This is a genomic window from Paraburkholderia sp. BL23I1N1 (genome assembly GCF_003610295.1).
Taxonomy (GTDB): Bacteria; Pseudomonadota; Gammaproteobacteria; order Burkholderiales; family Burkholderiaceae; genus Paraburkholderia.
Window position 1 is genome coordinate 4,899,950 of sequence record NZ_RAPV01000001.1, and the last position, 16,632, is coordinate 4,916,581.

16 protein-coding genes are annotated in these 16,632 nt (G+C 61.5%); 13 read left to right on the forward strand and 3 right to left on the reverse strand.

Going from position 1 to position 16,632, the window contains the following annotated elements; genetic code table 11:
- The first annotated feature begins 19 nt into the window (after positions 1–19).
- From B0G76_RS22915 to B0G76_RS22925, 3 genes are all read left to right on the forward strand, one after another.
- Positions 20–1,135, forward strand: coding sequence for an aryl-sulfate sulfotransferase (locus B0G76_RS22915; protein ID WP_120294569.1), 1,116 nt, complete (start codon positions 20–22; stop codon positions 1,133–1,135).
- Positions 1,136–1,164: 29 nt separating this feature from the next.
- Positions 1,165–2,493 (forward strand): uracil-xanthine permease family protein, encoded by a 1,329-nt coding sequence (locus B0G76_RS22920; protein ID WP_120294570.1) that lies wholly within the window; start codon positions 1,165–1,167, stop codon positions 2,491–2,493.
- 64 nt (positions 2,494–2,557) lie between these two features.
- Positions 2,558–3,664, forward strand: a complete 1,107-nt coding sequence (locus B0G76_RS22925; protein ID WP_120294571.1) for a porin — start codon at positions 2,558–2,560, stop codon at positions 3,662–3,664.
- Positions 3,665–3,705: 41 nt separating this feature from the next.
- Here the strand turns inward: B0G76_RS22925 and B0G76_RS22930 are convergent, their stop codons facing one another.
- Entirely contained in the window at positions 3,706–4,302 is a 597-nt protein-coding gene (locus B0G76_RS22930; RefSeq protein WP_120294572.1) for a molybdopterin-dependent oxidoreductase, read from the reverse strand.
- 197 nt (positions 4,303–4,499) lie between these two features.
- Between B0G76_RS22930 and B0G76_RS22935 the strand changes: the two genes are divergently transcribed.
- The 10 genes from B0G76_RS22935 (at position 4,500) to B0G76_RS22980 (ending at position 14,287) form a co-directional block, all read left to right on the forward strand.
- A complete protein-coding gene (locus B0G76_RS22935) occupies positions 4,500–5,243 on the forward strand; it encodes a PIG-L deacetylase family protein (RefSeq protein ID WP_120294573.1) in 744 nt (247 codons plus the stop codon).
- Positions 5,240–5,935 (forward strand): 4-carboxy-4-hydroxy-2-oxoadipate aldolase/oxaloacetate decarboxylase, encoded by a 696-nt coding sequence (locus tag B0G76_RS22940; protein ID WP_120294574.1) that lies wholly within the window; start codon positions 5,240–5,242, stop codon positions 5,933–5,935. The genes B0G76_RS22935 and B0G76_RS22940 overlap by 4 nt, the downstream gene beginning before the upstream one ends.
- Before the next feature lie 15 nt (positions 5,936–5,950).
- Entirely contained in the window at positions 5,951–7,075 is a 1,125-nt protein-coding gene (locus B0G76_RS22945; protein ID WP_120294575.1) for a 4-oxalomesaconate tautomerase, read from the forward strand.
- Between the two features lie 527 nt (positions 7,076–7,602).
- Positions 7,603–7,800, forward strand: a complete 198-nt coding sequence (locus B0G76_RS22950; RefSeq protein WP_120294576.1) for a hypothetical protein — start codon at positions 7,603–7,605, stop codon at positions 7,798–7,800.
- 199 nt (positions 7,801–7,999) lie between these two features.
- Positions 8,000–8,569 (forward strand): TIGR01841 family phasin, encoded by a 570-nt coding sequence (phaP, locus tag B0G76_RS22955; protein WP_120296695.1) that lies wholly within the window; start codon positions 8,000–8,002, stop codon positions 8,567–8,569.
- Between the two features lie 154 nt (positions 8,570–8,723).
- Positions 8,724–9,467, forward strand: coding sequence for an acetoacetyl-CoA reductase (phbB, locus tag B0G76_RS22960; protein WP_120294577.1), 744 nt, complete (start codon positions 8,724–8,726; stop codon positions 9,465–9,467).
- A 28-nt stretch (positions 9,468–9,495) separates the two neighbouring features.
- On the forward strand, positions 9,496–9,654 hold the full coding sequence (locus B0G76_RS42975; RefSeq protein WP_183082116.1) for a hypothetical protein: 159 nt from the start codon (positions 9,496–9,498) through the stop codon (positions 9,652–9,654).
- Between the two features lie 417 nt (positions 9,655–10,071).
- Positions 10,072–11,085, forward strand: coding sequence for an ABC transporter substrate-binding protein (locus B0G76_RS22970; RefSeq protein ID WP_120294579.1), 1,014 nt, complete (start codon positions 10,072–10,074; stop codon positions 11,083–11,085).
- Between the two features lie 318 nt (positions 11,086–11,403).
- Positions 11,404–12,531, forward strand: a complete 1,128-nt coding sequence (locus tag B0G76_RS22975; protein ID WP_120294580.1) for a porin — start codon at positions 11,404–11,406, stop codon at positions 12,529–12,531.
- Positions 12,532–12,640: 109 nt separating this feature from the next.
- Positions 12,641–14,287, forward strand: a complete 1,647-nt coding sequence (locus B0G76_RS22980; RefSeq protein ID WP_120294581.1) for a methyl-accepting chemotaxis protein — start codon at positions 12,641–12,643, stop codon at positions 14,285–14,287.
- 282 nt (positions 14,288–14,569) lie between these two features.
- On the opposite strand, the gene B0G76_RS22985 is transcribed toward B0G76_RS22980, so the two are convergent.
- Both B0G76_RS22985 and B0G76_RS22990 read right to left on the reverse strand, forming a co-directional pair.
- Positions 14,570–14,875, reverse strand: coding sequence for a hypothetical protein (locus tag B0G76_RS22985; protein WP_120296696.1), 306 nt, complete (start codon positions 14,873–14,875; stop codon positions 14,570–14,572).
- Between the two features lie 180 nt (positions 14,876–15,055).
- Positions 15,056–16,303, reverse strand: coding sequence for a LysR family transcriptional regulator (locus B0G76_RS22990; RefSeq protein WP_120294582.1), 1,248 nt, complete (start codon positions 16,301–16,303; stop codon positions 15,056–15,058).
- Between the last annotated feature and the right edge of the window lie 329 nt (positions 16,304–16,632).

Here is a 16,632-nt window from a genome sequence, read left to right on the forward strand (position 1 = left end):
CATCTTAACGGAGCGAACCGTGACCACGACAGTCGATCAAATTACCCAGCGGCGCCGCGGCGTCGGCCTCATCGCTTGCGACCCCAAAGCTTCAGCCGGCGGGTATACGCTGATTGCACCGCAAACGGCAGGCGGCCACGTGTATCTCATCGATATCGACGGTACCGTCGTTCACGAATGGAAGATGCCGGTGCGGGCCGGACGCCATGCCGTGATTCTTCCCAACGGTAATCTCGGCTACAACGGCAGCCATGCAAAATCGGAAAACCGTTACGCGCCGTGGTCGATGTGGCACGGCGGTGATTTCTCGGAAGTCACGCCCGAGGGCGAGGTGGTCTGGCACCACGAAGATCCGGCGCATCATCATGACGCGCAGTGGCTCGCCAACGGCAATCTGCTTTACACCGCGTGCGCGCCGGTGCCTGCAGGATTTGCCGAACGCGTGCCGGGTGGCACGGCCCACGGCCCCGAAGAAGTCATGTATGGCGACGTGATCCGCGAAGTGAACCGCGCGGGCGAACTGGTGTGGGAATGGAAGGCGTGGGAGCACCTCAAGCCCAAGGACTTTCCGATCGCGTCCGGCTTTGGCCGGTATCACTGGCCGCTCGTGAACGGGCTCGGCGTGAATGCGAAAGGCGAGGTGCTGATGAGCCTGCGCACCACGTCGGGCATCATCGCCGTCGAGCGCAAAACCGGCGGCGTCACGATGCATATTCCGCCGAGCGTGGTGTCGCACCAGCACGCACCCGTAGCGCTCGCCAACGGCAACATTCTCACGTTCGACAACGGCAATTTCCGCGCCGGCGCGCACGTGGCTTTCTCGCGCGTGCTGGAGATCGATCCGGCGAACAACGAGGTCGTGTGGTCGTACGCGGACGACATGGTGAATGCGTTCTACAGCGCCTTCATGGGTAACGCGCAGCGGCTCGCGAATGGCAACACTCACATCACCGAGTCGGCAACGGGCCGCCTCTTCGAAGTGACGCCCGCGGGCGAGGTGGTCTGGGAATACGTGATCCCCTGGTTTGCCGAGTACCCGGACGAAGCGGCGCGCAAAACCGGCCCCGGCCAGTTGAACAGCGTCTTCCAGACCTTCCGCTACAGCCGCGAGCAATTGCCTTGGCTGCGCGCCTGAACGCCGTGTTGTGATCATTCGGGGGTAACGTGAGTCCGGAACCAGCCGCCCATAGCGTCGATGCGCGTTTGCCCGCGTGGCAACTCGTGCTGTTCGGCCTGCAGCATGTCCTCTCGATGGCGGCTTCGCCCGTCACCGCGGTTTTTCTGGTGTCGAGAATGTTGTCGCTCTCGTCGGGCATGACCGTGCACCTGATCGGCACGACGTTCTTTGCCTGCGGGGCCGGCACACTGCTGCAATCGCTCGGGGCGGCGCCGATCGGTTCGCGGTTGCCGTTCGTGATGGTGCCGGGCGGCGCGCCCGCCATGCTGTTCGCCGTCATCGCCACGCAGACGGATCTGCGCACCGCCGCGGGCGCAGCGATCCTCACCAGCCTGTTTTACTGGCTCGTGCTGCCGGTATTCGCGCGCTGCCTGCGGTTTTTCCCGCGTGTGGTGGTGGGCACGATGCTGCTGCTTGTCTCGGTGAGTCTCATCAAGATCTATGCCGGCATCGTTGTCGGCCAGCCGGGAACACCTGGCTTTGCGCGGCCGCAGTCGCTTGGGCTCGCGGTGCTCACGATCGTGGCCACGCTGGCCGTGGCCCGCCTGTTCAAGGGCACGGCGGGACGGCTTGCAGTGCTGATCGGCCTCGCGATCGGCACGTGTGCGGGCTGGGCAATCGGGCTGATGCCGGCAGGCGGCATGTGGGACGGTCCGCTCTTCACTTTACCGACGCTGCTGCCTTTCGGCATGCCTCGTTTCGACGTGCTTGCCGCGCTGCCCATGCTGATTTTCAGTGTCATTTCGATGGCCGAGGCAACGGGTCAGACGGTTGCCGTCGGTGAGATCACCGGCAGGAGGATCGACATGCGCCGCGACGTGCCGCGGACCATTCGCGGCGATGCGGCGGCGTCGCTGCTTGGCTCGCTGCTGGGCACCTCGCTCATCATCACGAGCGCGGAGAATATCGGCGTGGTGCAGACCACTGGCGTGCGCTCGCGCTACGTCACCGCGACGGCCGGCGCGATGCTGATGCTCATCGCACTGTTTGCGCCGCTCGGACGCTTCGCTTACGCGATTCCCGCGCCGGTGGTGGGCGGCACAGCGCTGATCGTATTCGCGATGATCGGCGTGATGGGCGTCAACCTGCTCGGCAAGGTCGACCTCCATGCGCGCGGCAATCAATACACGCTTGCCGCGGCGCTCGTGGTGGGCTTGCTGCCGATTCTGGTTCCCAATGTATATGCCGCGTTCCCCGGCTATTTGCAGATCGTATTGGGCAACGGCATGGCGGCGGGGACGCTCACCGCAATCGTCGTCAATCTGGTTTTCGGCGCATGGCGCCTCAGACCCGTGGAGAAGGTCCAGGCAATTTGATCGCAGGCCTTAACGTTTAACGCACGCCTTCGCAGTTCTCCCTCGAACGCTTCAACTCTTTTCCATGAAAAACAAATTCGCTTTCCGCGCGACGGTTGTCGCGTGCCTGGCTGCGTTCGTCTCTTCTACGACGGCCAACGCCCAGAGCAGTGTCACGCTGTACGGCAGTATCGACGCGGGCCTCGGCTACGTGAGCAACCTGCCCGGCGCCCACGCTTATATCGCCGAGCAGGGCACCTTCCAGGCCGACCGCTTCGGTTTTCAGGGCGTCGAAGATATCGGCGCGGGCCGCTCGGTGGTATTCAGGCTCGAAAGCGGCTTTGTCACGACGACGGGCGCGTCTGCCAGCAGCAGCACCTTCTTCAATCGCCAGGCCTACGTGGGTCTGTCCGACCCAATGTTCGGCACCGTGACGCTCGGCCGTCAAACCGACTGGAATTTCGATTGGCTCGGCTCGGTGTCGACCGGTCAACTGCTCGGCGACTTCTCCGCGTTTCACCCCGGCAATCTCGATGGCCTTGGCAGCACCTTGCCGGTGCAATTGTCGAGCACGGTGAAGTGGAAAAGCATCAACTACAGCAGGCTGAGTTTCGGTGCGCTCTATGGATTTCCCGGCGCGTCGGCCAGCAACACCAACGGGCGGATCCTCAGTTTCGGCGCCAACTATACGAATGGGCCGCTCAAACTGGTGGCGGTGTATTCCGGATACCACGACCGTTTGCTGCCGCTTTCCAACGGACTCGGCCTGACGTCGTTCGAAGGAAAGGCACTCGCGCCCGGCGCAACCTTCAACGCGAAACAGGTGCGCGATATGGGGATCGGCGGGTCGTACCGCTTTGAACGTGTGACGCTGCATGCGCTCGCCACGGATGTACGAATCCAGTCGGACGGCGGCAGCGAGCACTTTCGCACGATCGACGGCGGCCTCAACGTCCGCTTGACGCCCGCGGAGGAAATCGCGGCGGGGGCGTGGACCGCGACACTCGCGGGGCGCCGCTGGACCCAATTCACCGTGGCGAACGTGTATTCGCTGTCAAAAGCGACGCAAGTCTACGCGGACCTGATGGTCGAGACGGCGGGTGGCGGGGCGGTCGCGAATACGCTTGGGATCGGGGCGGCGTCGGGCGGAAGGCCGACTGTGTTCCTGAGCGGGATCCATCATCTGTTCTGAGGCGGGCGTGGGGCGGTGTAGTTGCCACTCACGTGCAGCCACTACGCTTCAGTCACCTGCATCTGATACAGGCCCCACGGCGACAGCACGAAGCGATCCTTCAGCGGTTTGCCCGCGAGTTCGGGGATAGAGTCGGGGTCGTAGACCGCCCATAGTGGTCCCAAGCCGCCGAGAGGCAGCGGCTTGCCGTCCATATGCGTCGCCACGATCATGCGGTAGTCATGAACTTTGTCGAGCGTCGTCATGACGGCATAGCCGTCAACCGCGCGCATGACGATTTGCGTGCTTCCCGCGCCCGGCGCACCGACGTGTGCGAGCACATCGCCGAGCAATGGGCCGCTCAGGGTGTGCGGCCGGGCGTCGTATTCGATGGTGGGCTTGATTGTCACCGCCGGCATGCTCGCGATCAACGGCAGATCGACCCCATACGCCTGCGAAAATTTCACCTGGTGCTTGGCCAGCAACTGGTCGAACGCCGGGTCGAGTGCGCCGCGATTGCTGCGTTTGATCGCGCCCGCAATGGTCAGAATCACGGGAGATGCCGTGCAAGCTCCCTGGCCCACATGCTTGCTGGCGAACGCAGGCGCGGCGGTCGCACCCAGCACGGCTGCGCTGGCTAGAAATTGACGCTTATCCATGTGCGTTTGCTCCCGGATTCGTAAGACGTGTGGATGTGGGCGACGAAATCTTCGCGGGCTCCATTCTGGCAGAAAATCGCCGGGTTCAAGCGCTGATCCGGCACCTCGCGATAAAAACATTAGATGGTATTACACGCTCCTTTAGGTGCTTCCGGCCGCCCTTCGAATCCTACAATGGTGCCCATCACATAGTGAATATGGGTAGCTTGGAAATGGCAGACAAGGCGATGTTGGTGGTGAGCGCGCATAGCGCCGATTTTGTGTGGCGGGCAGGTGGCGCAATCGCGCTGCACAAGAAAAACGGATACCGTGCGAAGGTCGTGTGCCTTTCGTTCGGCGAGCGTGGCGAGTCGGCCAGGCTCTGGCGCAAGGGCGAAATGACGATCGAGATGGTCAAGGCGGCGCGCAGGGAAGAGGCTGTGCGGGCCGCGGATATCCTGGGTGCGGAAGTCGAATTTTTCGACCTCGGTGACTACCCGTTGCGAGTATCGGACGAGGCCCTGATGCGCCTCGTCGATGTATTCCGTGATGTGCAGCCGGCGTTCGTATTGAGCCACTCACAGAAGGACCCGTACAACTTCGACCATCCGCTCGCCATGCACGTGGCGCAGGAGGCACGGATCATCGCCCAGGCCGAAGGTCACAATCCGGGTCAGAAAGTGGTCGGTGCGCCGCCTGTCTATGCGTTCGAGCCGCATCAAACCGAACAATGCGAATGGACGCCCAATACCTTCCTCGATATCACCGAGGTCTGGGACACCAAGCGCCGCGCGATCGAATGCATGGCGGGCCAGGAGCATCTGTGGGAGTACTACACACGCGTCGCCCTGCAGCGCGGCGTGCAGGCCAAGCGCAACATCGGTATCACAGCCACGCGCGATATCCAGTACGCGGAGGGGTATCAGCGCATCACACCGGCGGTGACGGGAGATCTGGCATGAAGCGAGGCGTTGTGGTGACCACGGTCCGCCGCGCCGATCCGCGCGATGTGGCCGTGCCGCAGCAGGCGGGCGCCGCCATTGTTCACGAGGCGCAGAGCCGTCTCGGCCTGCTTGCTTCGTACATACGGCCGATCTACTCGGGGCCGGCTATCGCGGGCTCTGCGATTACCGTGCTGGTGCCGCCGTCGGACAACTGGATGCTGCACGTTGCCGTCGAGCAATGTCGCGAGGGCGACGTTCTCGTCGTGGCGCCCACTTCACCCTGCGAGGACGGCTATTTCGGCGACCTGCTCGCCACCTCGCTGGCCGCGCGCGGTGTGCGCGGACTGATCATCGACGCGGGTTGCCGTGACGTCGTCTCGCTCAGAGAAATGAAATTCCCGGTGTGGTCGAAGGCCGTGTCCGCGCAAGGCGCGGTCAAGGAAACGCTTGGCTCGGTGAATATTCCGGTGGTGTGCGCGCAGCAGATCGTGAATCCCGGCGACGTTATCGTCGCGGATGACGACGGCGTGGTCGTCGTTCCGTTCGATACCGTGGCGAGCGTTGCGCAGGCCTCGCAGGCACGCATGGCGAAGGAAGAGAAGACGCGTTCGGTGCTGGCCGGCGGCACGCTGGGCCTCGACTACTACGCGATGCGCGAGAAGCTCGCCCAAAAGGGCCTGCGCTACGTCGTCTCGGCAGAGGACCTTTGACGGAGAGGCGACGCCATGTCGAGCCGTACACAAAGGCGTATTCCGTGCATGATGATGCGCGGCGGCACGTCGAAAGGCGCCTATTTTATGGCGTCGGATTTGCCGGCCGATCCCGCTGAGCGGGATCGTGTTCTGCTTGCCGTGATGGGCTCGCCCGATCCGCGTCAGATCGACGGTATCGGCGGCGCGGATCCGTTGACGAGCAAGGTGGCGATCGTCTCGCCCTCCATGCGCGACGATGCCGACGTCGACTATCTGTTTGCACAAGTCGTCGTGAACGAAGCGCGGGTCGACCTCGGGCAGAACTGCGGCAACATTCTCGCGGGCGTCGGACCGTTTGCGATCGAACGCGGTCTCGTGGAAGCGCGTGACGGCACCACCCGGGTCGCGATCCACATGGTCAACACCGGGCAGATCGCGGTGGCGACGGTGAGCACGCCGGGACGCCAGGTCAATTACGAAGGCGATGCCCGCATCGACGGCGTGCCGGGCGTGGCCGCTCCAATTCCGCTCGAATTCAGGGACACCGCCGGCTCCACCTGTGGCGCGCTGCTGCCCACGGGGCATCTCAAGGATACGGTCGACGGCATCGATGTGACGTGCATCGACAACGGCATGCCCCTCGTGCTGATGCGAGCACGCGATCTTGGGCGCACCGGCTACGAAACGCGCGAGCAACTCGACGCGGATGAGGACCTGAAAGCGCGTGTCGAAAAAATCCGGCTCACCGTGGGGCCGATGATGAATCTCGGCGACGTGAGCGCGCGCACAGTCCCGAAGATGTGTCTGGTGGCCGAGCCTCGCGATGGCGGCACGATCAGTACGCGCAGCTTCATTCCGCATCGCTGCCACGCGTCGATTGGCGCACTCGGCGCGGTGAGCGTCGCCACGGCTGCGGTGCTGCCCGGCACGGTCTGTGAAGGCCTCGCCGATGTGGATGCCGAAGGCACGCAAAAACGTGTGTCGGTCGAACATCCAACCGGCGAGTTCACTGTTGAACTCGCGCTCGGCGGAAATCCCGATCGGCCAGAAGTGCTGAACGCCGCGCTGTTACGCACGGCAAGGTGGCTCTTCGATGGGGCAGTGGGCATTCCTTCTACAGTGTGGCCGCGCGGACATATTGCGTCTGGCGATGCGTGAAAGATGTCGCGCGGGGTTCGCTCCGATAAATGGGCGCAGCTCTTTACGCAGATTGATATTCTGGTAATTTCTAAAATTCACGCGCGCTGTAATAAATGTTTCGCAATCTCAAGGTATGAATGACAGCCGCAGTAAAAGTGCCAGCCTATAAATACAATATTCAGGGATAAATAAGCCAATGAAATCAGAATGAATGGATGTTGTTAATTAATTCATCAGTTCAATCCTTGGCGCAGCGACCGGATTACCTAGAAAGCCATGCCAGTAGGGCCTCGGCGGATAGCGGAAACACCGGTTTGGGCGGCAGCACAGGGCCGTTCGACGCAGGGTATTCGACAGACGAAATGGCCGCCTTAATAAAAAGCATCGCGCATATTGCAATCGAAATTTGAGCGGTTATGATGGGGCCTCCTGATGCGATTTCTCGAATGATCGCTTTGCGGAGGCGGCAGAAATATTTGCCGGGCATTCACGTTGGAGGGGGTAATTAATACTTCCCGTGCAGTCACATTAATCGAGGAGACGCTATGCTGAGTCCCCATGAATTCGCTACTCTAATGCTCATCAAAGACGCGCCGGACCAGATTGAACTGGGCCGCGCCGAGCTCGACGCCCTGCTCGAGCGACAACTCATATCGTTGGAAGATCTCGCGTCAGGACGCTCACGTCCTCAGATCACAAGCAACGGAGATTCCGTTCTCAAGGCGTTTGGCCGGATGCGCTAGGCATCCGCGGTGTCCCAGGTGTCCGCTTCACAGCCCAGAAGGAAAATGCGGCATTTGCCGCCAGCAGTTTTCCCACGAGTACCGCCGCACCCCACGGCAAGCGTCGTTGCACTTCGATCTATTCACCATCGCGATCCGTCGCAACACACCCGTGCAATCGGGGCTTCGCGCGTCGGACCGCATTTTGAGGAATTTGAAAATGGCTCTACTGAGTCCCGAGCAAACTGCTGCCGCGAAGACGAACCTCGACGCATTCTACGGGGTCGCCGGAAAAGTTTTTGAAGGCGTCGAAAAACTGGTAGCCCTGAACCTGCAGGTCGTCAAGGCCACGCTGGCCGAGGCGCAGGAGAACATCTCGAAGGTGTCCGGCACAACGGAACCGCCGCAATGGTTCGCGCTGCAAGCCGGTTTTACCGGACCGATCGCGGAAAAGTCGCTGTCATACAGCCGGCAGGTGTTCGATATCGCAACGACCACGCAGGCTGAAATCGCGCAACTCGCACAGGCGCAGTACGAGCGGTATAACGATCGCGTGCAGGCGTTCGTCGAAGATGCGGCGAAGCGTGCTCCCGCAGGGTCGGAAGCCGCGATCGTTGCGTGGAAATCCGCGATTGCCGCCACCACGACCCTGTACGAAACGCTGCAGAAAACGGGGCAGCAGGCCGTGCAGGTTGCCGAGAGTAATTTCGATACGCTCACCGCCTCAGCGGCCAAGGCCGCGCGAAGCAACTCCGCGCAGGCTGCCGTCACTACGGCTGCCAAGCAATAGAACTCACGCGGGCAGCAATGCCCGCGGTGAAGTTCTTTGTCATATATGAAGGATTACTGACAAATAGATAATTCACCTTCCAGTCTCCAGTTCATGGACTGAAAGTAGTGTTGCTCCAGATGAGCATGGCGCCGGCTTTTACGAGGAAAATTCGATGGCAAAGCAGATCGCGGTGGTGACGGGTGGAACGGGTGGACTTGGCGAAGCGATCAGCGTCAAGTTGCATGACGCCGGGTACGCGGTCGTGGTGACCTGTTCGCCGGGCAATACCGGTGCGAACCAGTGGCTCGCGCGGATGGAAGCGCAGGGACGACAATTCCTCGCCTACACGGTCGACGTCGCCGATTACGACTCGTGCGAAAAATGCGCGGCGCAAATCAGAACGGAGGTCGGACCGGTCGACATTCTGATCAACAACGCCGGTATCACGCGTGACGCCAGCTTCAAGAAACTCGACAAGGTCAATTGGGACGCGGTCATCCGGACCAATCTCGACTCGGTGTTCAACATGACGAAGCCGGTGTGCGACAGCATGGTGGAGCGCGGCTGGGGCCGCATCATCAACGTGTCGTCGATCATCGGCTCCAAGGGCGGGTTCGGCCAGACCAACTATGCGGCGGCGAAAGCCGGCATGCATGGCTTCACGAAATCGCTGGCGCTTGAGGTGGCGAGGAAAGGCGTCACCGTCAACACGGTTTCGCCAGGCTATATCGCGACGAAGATGGTGATGGCGGTGCCCGAAGAAATCCGCGAGACGAAGATCATTCCGCAGATTCCGGTCGGCCGGCTCGGACAGCCTGACGAAGTTGCCGCACTCGTGCTGTACCTGTGCTCGCGGGAGGCCGGTTTCGTCACCGGAGCCAACATTGCAATCAACGGGGGGCAACACCTGCAGTGAAGCCGTTAGTTCTGCAATGGAGGTTTTGATGAATGAAGCAGTCGGAATCGTTGTGGGTTCGTTCGTGCTGGCGATGGCACCCGTGTTTGTCGTCGCTCATTATTACCTGGAGCAGATGCGTCGAAAGCGGCTTAGACAACTGGATCACCGTCACTATTGGCCGCATTGGAACAACGCCCGGCGTTGAGCGATAAACTTCAATTCAGGTGGGGTCGAAACCGCGACATCGTGTGACGGGCTGCTGCGTTCTCAGGCGCAGCAGCCACTTTCGGATTCTGTTGGGCCTCCAAACCGGCAGAATCCCCAAAGCCAAGGCTTCACCGCCTTGGCTTTTTTTGTGCGCCCCACATGGGTTTGCCCTTACCTCGTCGCTCAATAACGTTCGCAGTGTCCTGTCTTGCAACGCAAGAGACAGCATGTAAACACCTTTTTCAAACATGAGAAGAGCCTGGGCGGCCATGGTCAGGCGTGCTCGCCTCATGGAAATCCCGTATGGAACCTGAGTCTCCGTGAAAGCCGAGGGAAGGATTCAGCCCCCTAAAATCGCCCCATCGATGCAGACGGCCGGCATTCCCGCCGCGCCGGACAATAACGGAGACTATCGATGACCCCAAGCTTTCGCACGTTGCGCCATATCGCCGTTGCTTCCACCCTGCTGTTCAGCCTTGCGTCGCAACACGCGACAGCCGCCGAGGGCGAGAAGATCACGATCATGGTGGGCGGTATCACGAAGCTGATCTATTTGCCGGCGCGCCTGACCGAACAGCTTGGCTATTTCAAGGATGAAGGGCTCGATGTCGAACTGCTGTCGCAGCCGGCCGGCGTTGACGCTGAAAACGAACTGCTGGCCGGCGCCGTTCAGGCCGTCGTCGGTTTCTACGACCATACGATTGACCTGCAAACCAAGGGTAAGGACGTCAAGGCGATCGTCGTGTTTGGACAAGTGCCGGGCGAGGTCGAAATGGTGTCGACCAAGGCAGCCGATACGGTCAAATCGATGGCGGACGTGAAGGGCAAGACGCTTGGCGTGACCGGTCTCGGTTCGTCAACAAGCTTCCTGACGCAATACCTTGCCGGCCAGCACGGCATCCAGTCCACGGAATACACGATGCTGCCGGTGGGCGCTGACGCCAGCTTCATCGCGGCGATCAAGCAAGGCCGCATCGACGCCGGCATGACGACCGAGCCGACCGTCTCGGCATTGCAGAAGTCGGGCGACGCGAAGGTGCTCGTCGACATGCGCTCGGTTGAAGGCACGAAGGCGGCGCTGGGCGGCACTTACCCGGCGTCGAGCCTCTACGTCCAGGCGGCATGGGCCGATACCCACAAGGCTGAAGCAGCGAAGCTCGCGCACGCGTTCGTCCGCACGATGCAGTTCATCCACACGCATAGCGCGGAAGAAATCGCCGCCAAGATGCCTGACGACTATCAGAAAGACAAGCCGCTTTACGTGAGCGCGTTGAAAGCGTCGCTGCCGATGTTCACGAAGGACGGCAAGATGCCTGCCGACGGTCCGGAGACCGTGCTGAAGGTGCTGTCGGCGTTCAATCCGTCGGTTAAAGGCAAGCATATCGAGCTGGCGAAAACCTACACGAACGAGTTCACCGGTTCGAAGTAAGCCGCCGCTTGCCGGTCGCTGCCGCCTGTCTGTTGCCGTGTGATTTCGTTGCACCGCCGGTGCCGCCTTCGCGGTACCGGCCACTGCTTTGTGCTGGGCGCACGGCTTAGCGACGCTGAACACCTGAACGCCGAATTCTCGATGTACATCAGTAGATGCACTTAGTTGTACAAAAAATACGGGAAAGCTGCGTGAAGGGTTGAAAAAACTAGGATTGCGTTTATCGATTGCCCGGGGCCGTTGTCCAGATCCTTCGGACAGCAGTCACCGCAGTCGGCGAGAACGAAAATTTTAACGTAGTAATTTGAGGAGACGATCTTGAAGAAAAAGTATCTGGCTTTGGCCGCTACGGCAGGCGCTTTCGCAGCAACCGGCGCGCATGCCCAGTCGAGTGTTCAGCTCTACGGCCTGATGGATTTGAGCGTGCCGACCTATCAGTCACACGCGAACGCGAACGGCGATCATGTGATCGGCATGGGTATCGCTGGCGAACCGTGGTTCAGCGGCAGCCGCTGGGGCCTGAAGGGCGCTGAAGATATCGGCGCGGGTTCGAAGATCATTTTCCGGCTTGAAAGCGAATATCGCGTGAGCGACGGCCAGATGGAAGATCCGGGCCAGATTTTCGACCGTGACGCATGGGTCGGTATCGAGAACGAGACGTTCGGCAAGATCACGGCTGGTTTCCAGAACACGATCGCGCGCGACGCATCGACGATTTACGGCGACCCGTACGGCTCCGCGCGCCTGACGACGGAAGAGGGTGGCTGGACCAATTCGAATAACTTCAAGCAGATGATTTTCTACGCTGCCAGCGCGACCGGCACACGTTATAACAATGGCGTGGCGTGGAAGAAGCTGTTCAGCAATGGCATTTTCGCGAGCGCAGGCTACGCATTCGGCAACTCGACGAGTTTCGGCTCGAATGCCAACTACCAGGCAGCGCTCGGCTACAACGGCGGCCCGTTCAACATGTCGGGTTTCTATAGCCACGCGAATCGCGTTGGCTTTACCAACCAGTCGTTCTCGGTGGGTGGCAACTACACGTTCGGTATTCTGCGTGCCAATGCGGGTTACTTCCGTTACCTAGGCAATCAGGGTGCGCTCGGCCAGCGTCAGGATAACGCGTGGACGGTGTCGCTCAAGCTGTCGCCGAAGGGTGCATTCGACTATGAACTCGGCTATCAGCAAATGCGCGTGCACAATGCCGCTTACAACAGTGACGGCGATATCCCGAACGCGAACATCGGCGCTTTCGACCCGACGTCAGGCCTCCATAACGGCTACAAGGAAACGCTGTACTGGTCGGCGTTCTATCACCTGTCCAAGCGCACTGAAGTGTATCTGGCCGGCGACTACATGAAGCTGCATGGCGGCTACACCGTCGGCACCACGTTCGGCTCGAACAACCAGCTCGAACTGACCACGGGCGTGCGCACCCGCTTCTGATGCGGAAATCGGATTCACGCTGATTTATTCATCGATCTGCTCCTACTGGCGGCGGCGGACTTGTCCGTTCGCCGCTTTTTTTCTGCTCAGCTGGCCGAGGAAGACAGCCATGTTCAGAAATACCAGTATCCGGACTGCTCTGACCATCACGATTGCCGGTTACACGGCCGCGTTGATGCTTGTGATCGCCACGTCGATTTGGGGCCTCGAAACAGCCAACACGGCACTCGACAGAATGTACAGCGACGAGACGACTGCGTTGCGACACCTGAGCGCCAGCGGCGAAGCGCTTCAGCAGATGCGGGTCGATCTCGGTGCGTACGAAACGCTCGTCACGCAAGGAAAGCCGACCGATGCGGCGCTCGCGCGAGTGCATGCCGAGCAGACGGCCAGTGATCGCGAGCTGGCGGCCTACGCCGCGCAACCACCGTCGAACGAGCTGGAGAAGAAACTGACTGACGCGTTGCGCGTGAAGCGCGAGCTATTGATGAAACAGGCGCTGACCCCAGAAATCGCGGCACTCGATCAGAACGATTTCATGTCGTTCCGGACTACAGAACGACAGGCGCCTGACACGCTGTTCGCTGACTACCGGAACGCCGCGCTCGCGCTCGAGGATTTTCAGGCCGAGCAGCAAAAAGCGCGCTTTGCGTCGGCGCAACAGGATTTTCATAGGCTGCTCTGGCTCTTCGGTGCGATCGGGTCCGCCGCAATGATCCTTGGTTTCTTCGCGCGATCCGGTTTGACGAATTCGATCGTGCGGCCTATCGACGCTGCTATTCGTCATTTCGAGCGCATTGCCGCCGGTGATCTGGCGAGTGAGATCGCCACGCTGGGTGCCAACGAAATGGGACGGTTGATGGCTGCCCTCGGCCGGATGCAGGCGGGGCTCGTTGCTGCCGTGAGCCAGGTGCGTCAGGGAACGGCGGCGATCACGCACGGCGTAGGCGAGATCGCGAGCGGCAATGCCGACCTGTCGACGCGTACGGAACTGCAGGCGGCAACGCTGGAGGAAACCGCCTCGAGCATGGAAGATTTGACGGCGACGGTCCGGCAAAACGCCGTCAACGCGCAGCAGGCCAGCGCGCTCGCGGAAAACGCCTCGGAGATCGCTGCGCGCGGCGGCGACGTGGTCGGCCAGGTTGTCGACCTGATCGCGGACATGTCGTCGAGTTCGAAGCGGATCGTCGATATCATCGGCGCGATCGAAGGCATCGCGTTCCAGACCAACATACTCGCCCTGAATGCCGCTGTGGAAGCGGCCCGTGCCGGCGAGGAAGGACGCGGATTCGCGGTGGTCGCGGGCGAAGTGCGCGCGCTCGCGCAACGCTCGGCTGCCGCGGCGAAAGAGATCAGGGAACTGATTGGCGATTCGGTTGCGAAGGTGAGAAACGGCGCCGAACTCGCAACTCGCGCCGGCGAGACGATGGCCGAAATCGTCACGGCAGCCCGCAACGTGACCGGCATCGTCAGCGAGATCAGCGCGGCTTCCGAAGGGCAATCGCGCGGTATTGCTCAGATCAATACCGCGATGACGCAGATGGACAACGCGACGCAACAGAACGCCGCGCTAGTCGAGCAAGCGGCGGCCGCTGCGGCTTCGCTGGAAGATCAGGCGCGCACGCTCGTCGATGCGGTGGCCGTGTTCAGGCTGCATGAAACCGACCGGCCGTCCGCCGACGAATCCAGCGGACGGCATCAGAATCATCATGCACCGCACGTGTACGACGCCGCTGACCACGCGCTGGCTACGTGACGATCGAGCCGGGCCAGGTGCAACCTGCCACACCGATTGGCGGTCCAAGAAGTAGCGTATCCGCCCGATGCGAGGAGGTGTGCGATGAACGGTCGAGCAGTACTCCGGTGCATCTGCGCCGCGTTACTCACGTGCAGCCTGTTGGCAGGCCTCGCCGGCTGCGATGCGCTGCGCGGTCCGCCGGCAGCGGAATGGCCGGGACCTCACGCCCCGTATCCTTTCCCGAACGACGTCCCGCATCGCACCGAATGAGCCGCCCGATCGCCGCCGTGCCACTCAACGTCAACCGGCAGCCGCGCACGTGACGTTGGGCGCGGTGTACGGGGACGGATAGTCAGACGTGGGGCCGCTGGCTAGACGCAATCGGCGGGTTGCCAACACTTCGGCTTCCGTTTTTTCGCGGCGGGTGAGCGAGGTACTGGCGTTGCTCACGGCGCTCAAGGGCTCGTTCACGGCGCACTGCAGCGCTTTTCCGTCGGAAAGATGCACGGTCGTCGAATAGGCGTAATCCGGCTGTGCGGCCTGGGCATCGACGTTCCAGAACGCGGCGGCCGCGAATATCGCTAACAAAAGAGGTTGGGTTTTCATGTCGCTTCCGTTGTCTTGATCGTCCCTATTCGACCAAGCCAACAGCAATGTATTCTGCGCGCTTTCCGTAATTCAGAATTCCAGAGATTTTGTCGCGGTAAAGCTGGCGATACGGCAAATGCCGTGCTATGTGCGCGGGATAGGAAAGCGCGCAGCGGCTAAACCGCGGCAAAACAAGGGCTAACCAGTGGCGATGCTGATCGTGCGAGTCACATCGACAACCGATAGCCGGATCGCATCTATCAACGCACGCGCGGCAGGCGAGGGCGTGCCGGCTGCACGCACGGTCAACCCTATGTCGCGACGGGTGTTGTGCAACTGCACGTCGAGCACGGCCAACTGACCGGACTGAACTTCATAGTGCAATTGCTGGCCCGATTGCGCCGCGACCATGTCCGTGCCGAGCAGCAGTCCCCGAATTACCGCGAGGTCCGCGGTCTCGACCGTGGGCAGGGGCGGTTTCACTTTCAGGCGCTTGAATTGCGCTTCGAACAGGCCGCGCGCCGGTGCGTTGCTGCGCGGCAAGACCCACTGCGCGTCGCGCAGGGCCATGATGGTCAGATCGCGCGCGTGCGTGAGCGGATGATCGTGGCGCACCAGCACCACCATATCTTCCGACATCAGGCGCTCGCTCTTCAGGCCGCTACTCGCGTCGTTATCGCGCAGCGCGCCGAGAATGAAGTCGATATCGCCCGCTCGCTGGCCCGCGACGAGCACCTCGTAAGCGCTGTCGTCAGTAACCACCCGCACGCCCGGATGCTCCGCGGTCATTCGCGCGATCGCTCTTGGCAGGAGCAACGTGCGCCCGAGCGGCAACGCGCCGACCGTCACCGAACCCTGGATCTTGCCGTGCAACGCCGCGATATCGTCGGGCACGTGCCGCAGTTCGTTCAACGCGCGGCGCACGTGAAGCAGAAACGTTTCGCCTTCCGTGGTGAGCAGGATTCCGCGGGGGCTTCGGTGGAAAAGACTCAGGCCTGCGCCGCTTTCCAGCACGCGAATCGCGGTACTCACGGCCGGCTGACTGATACCAAACGGTTTCGCCGCACTCGGCTTGTGCCGATGTCGCGCTAACGCAATGAATAGCTGAAGCCGCCGCGTGTTGAGCAGATAGGCCGGAAGCGCGCCGTCTACTGCCGGCCGTCGGCGTGCCTGCCTCGCGGCGCACCACTGTGCAAGTTCTTCCAGCTCGGCGAAGATGCGCTCGCAACGCTGCAGCACGGCGCGGCCAACCGCCGTGGGGAGCATGCCCGAGGGGCCGCGATCGAAAAGGGGCTCGCCGAGTGCCGACTCCAGTTCCTGCACCGAACGGGTGACGGCCGACTGGGCGCGAAAAAGTGCTGCTGCGGCGCGCGTTGCGCTGCCCATATCGGCGACGAGTCGAAAGGCGCGCAGTTGCGCCAGATTGAGAAGTTCTTTGCTGCTCACGGATGGCGACGCTCTGGCTGGCGGATGTTCAATGCGTCCTCGATCGTGTGCTGGGTGATCTCGTTCATGGGTCTCTACTCATTCCAGGCCATCAAGTATAGCGACGCATCACCTCCGGTACCACGCTTGACAGGCGGCTTGCGACTTCGTTTCCCGGGCATCTGTTTTGTTTATTGCACCTGGATGGCCCGGGGGGCTGGCCGGGACGCGACTCGCTCTTTGGGGCTGCCTCCATCCCCATATCCGGTGCGGCTTCCCGCGTTTATCCGAGCGCCGGCAATGGGACACCAGGGCACTTGCGAGCCATTTAACCGGTACGAATGTGGTTT

Coding starts and splice junctions, on each gene's coding strand:
- B0G76_RS22925 (WP_120294571.1), top strand. CDS start 2,558: ATGAAAAACAAATTCGCTTTCCGCGCGACGGTTGTCGCGTGCCTGGCT.
- B0G76_RS22930 (WP_120294572.1), bottom strand. CDS start 4,302: ATGGATAAGCGTCAATTTCTAGCCAGCGCAGCCGTGCTGGGTGCGACC.
- B0G76_RS22935 (WP_120294573.1), top strand. CDS start 4,500: ATGGGTAGCTTGGAAATGGCAGACAAGGCGATGTTGGTGGTGAGCGCG.
- B0G76_RS22940 (WP_120294574.1), top strand. CDS start 5,240: ATGAAGCGAGGCGTTGTGGTGACCACGGTCCGCCGCGCCGATCCGCGC.
- B0G76_RS22945 (WP_120294575.1), top strand. CDS start 5,951: ATGTCGAGCCGTACACAAAGGCGTATTCCGTGCATGATGATGCGCGGC.
- B0G76_RS22950 (WP_120294576.1), top strand. CDS start 7,603: ATGCTGAGTCCCCATGAATTCGCTACTCTAATGCTCATCAAAGACGCG.
- phaP (WP_120296695.1), top strand. CDS start 8,000: ATGGCTCTACTGAGTCCCGAGCAAACTGCTGCCGCGAAGACGAACCTC.
- phbB (WP_120294577.1), top strand. CDS start 8,724: ATGGCAAAGCAGATCGCGGTGGTGACGGGTGGAACGGGTGGACTTGGC.
- B0G76_RS42975 (WP_183082116.1), top strand. CDS start 9,496: ATGAATGAAGCAGTCGGAATCGTTGTGGGTTCGTTCGTGCTGGCGATG.
- B0G76_RS22970 (WP_120294579.1), top strand. CDS start 10,072: ATGACCCCAAGCTTTCGCACGTTGCGCCATATCGCCGTTGCTTCCACC.
- B0G76_RS22980 (WP_120294581.1), top strand. CDS start 12,641: ATGTTCAGAAATACCAGTATCCGGACTGCTCTGACCATCACGATTGCC.
- B0G76_RS22985 (WP_120296696.1), bottom strand. CDS start 14,875: ATGAAAACCCAACCTCTTTTGTTAGCGATATTCGCGGCCGCCGCGTTC.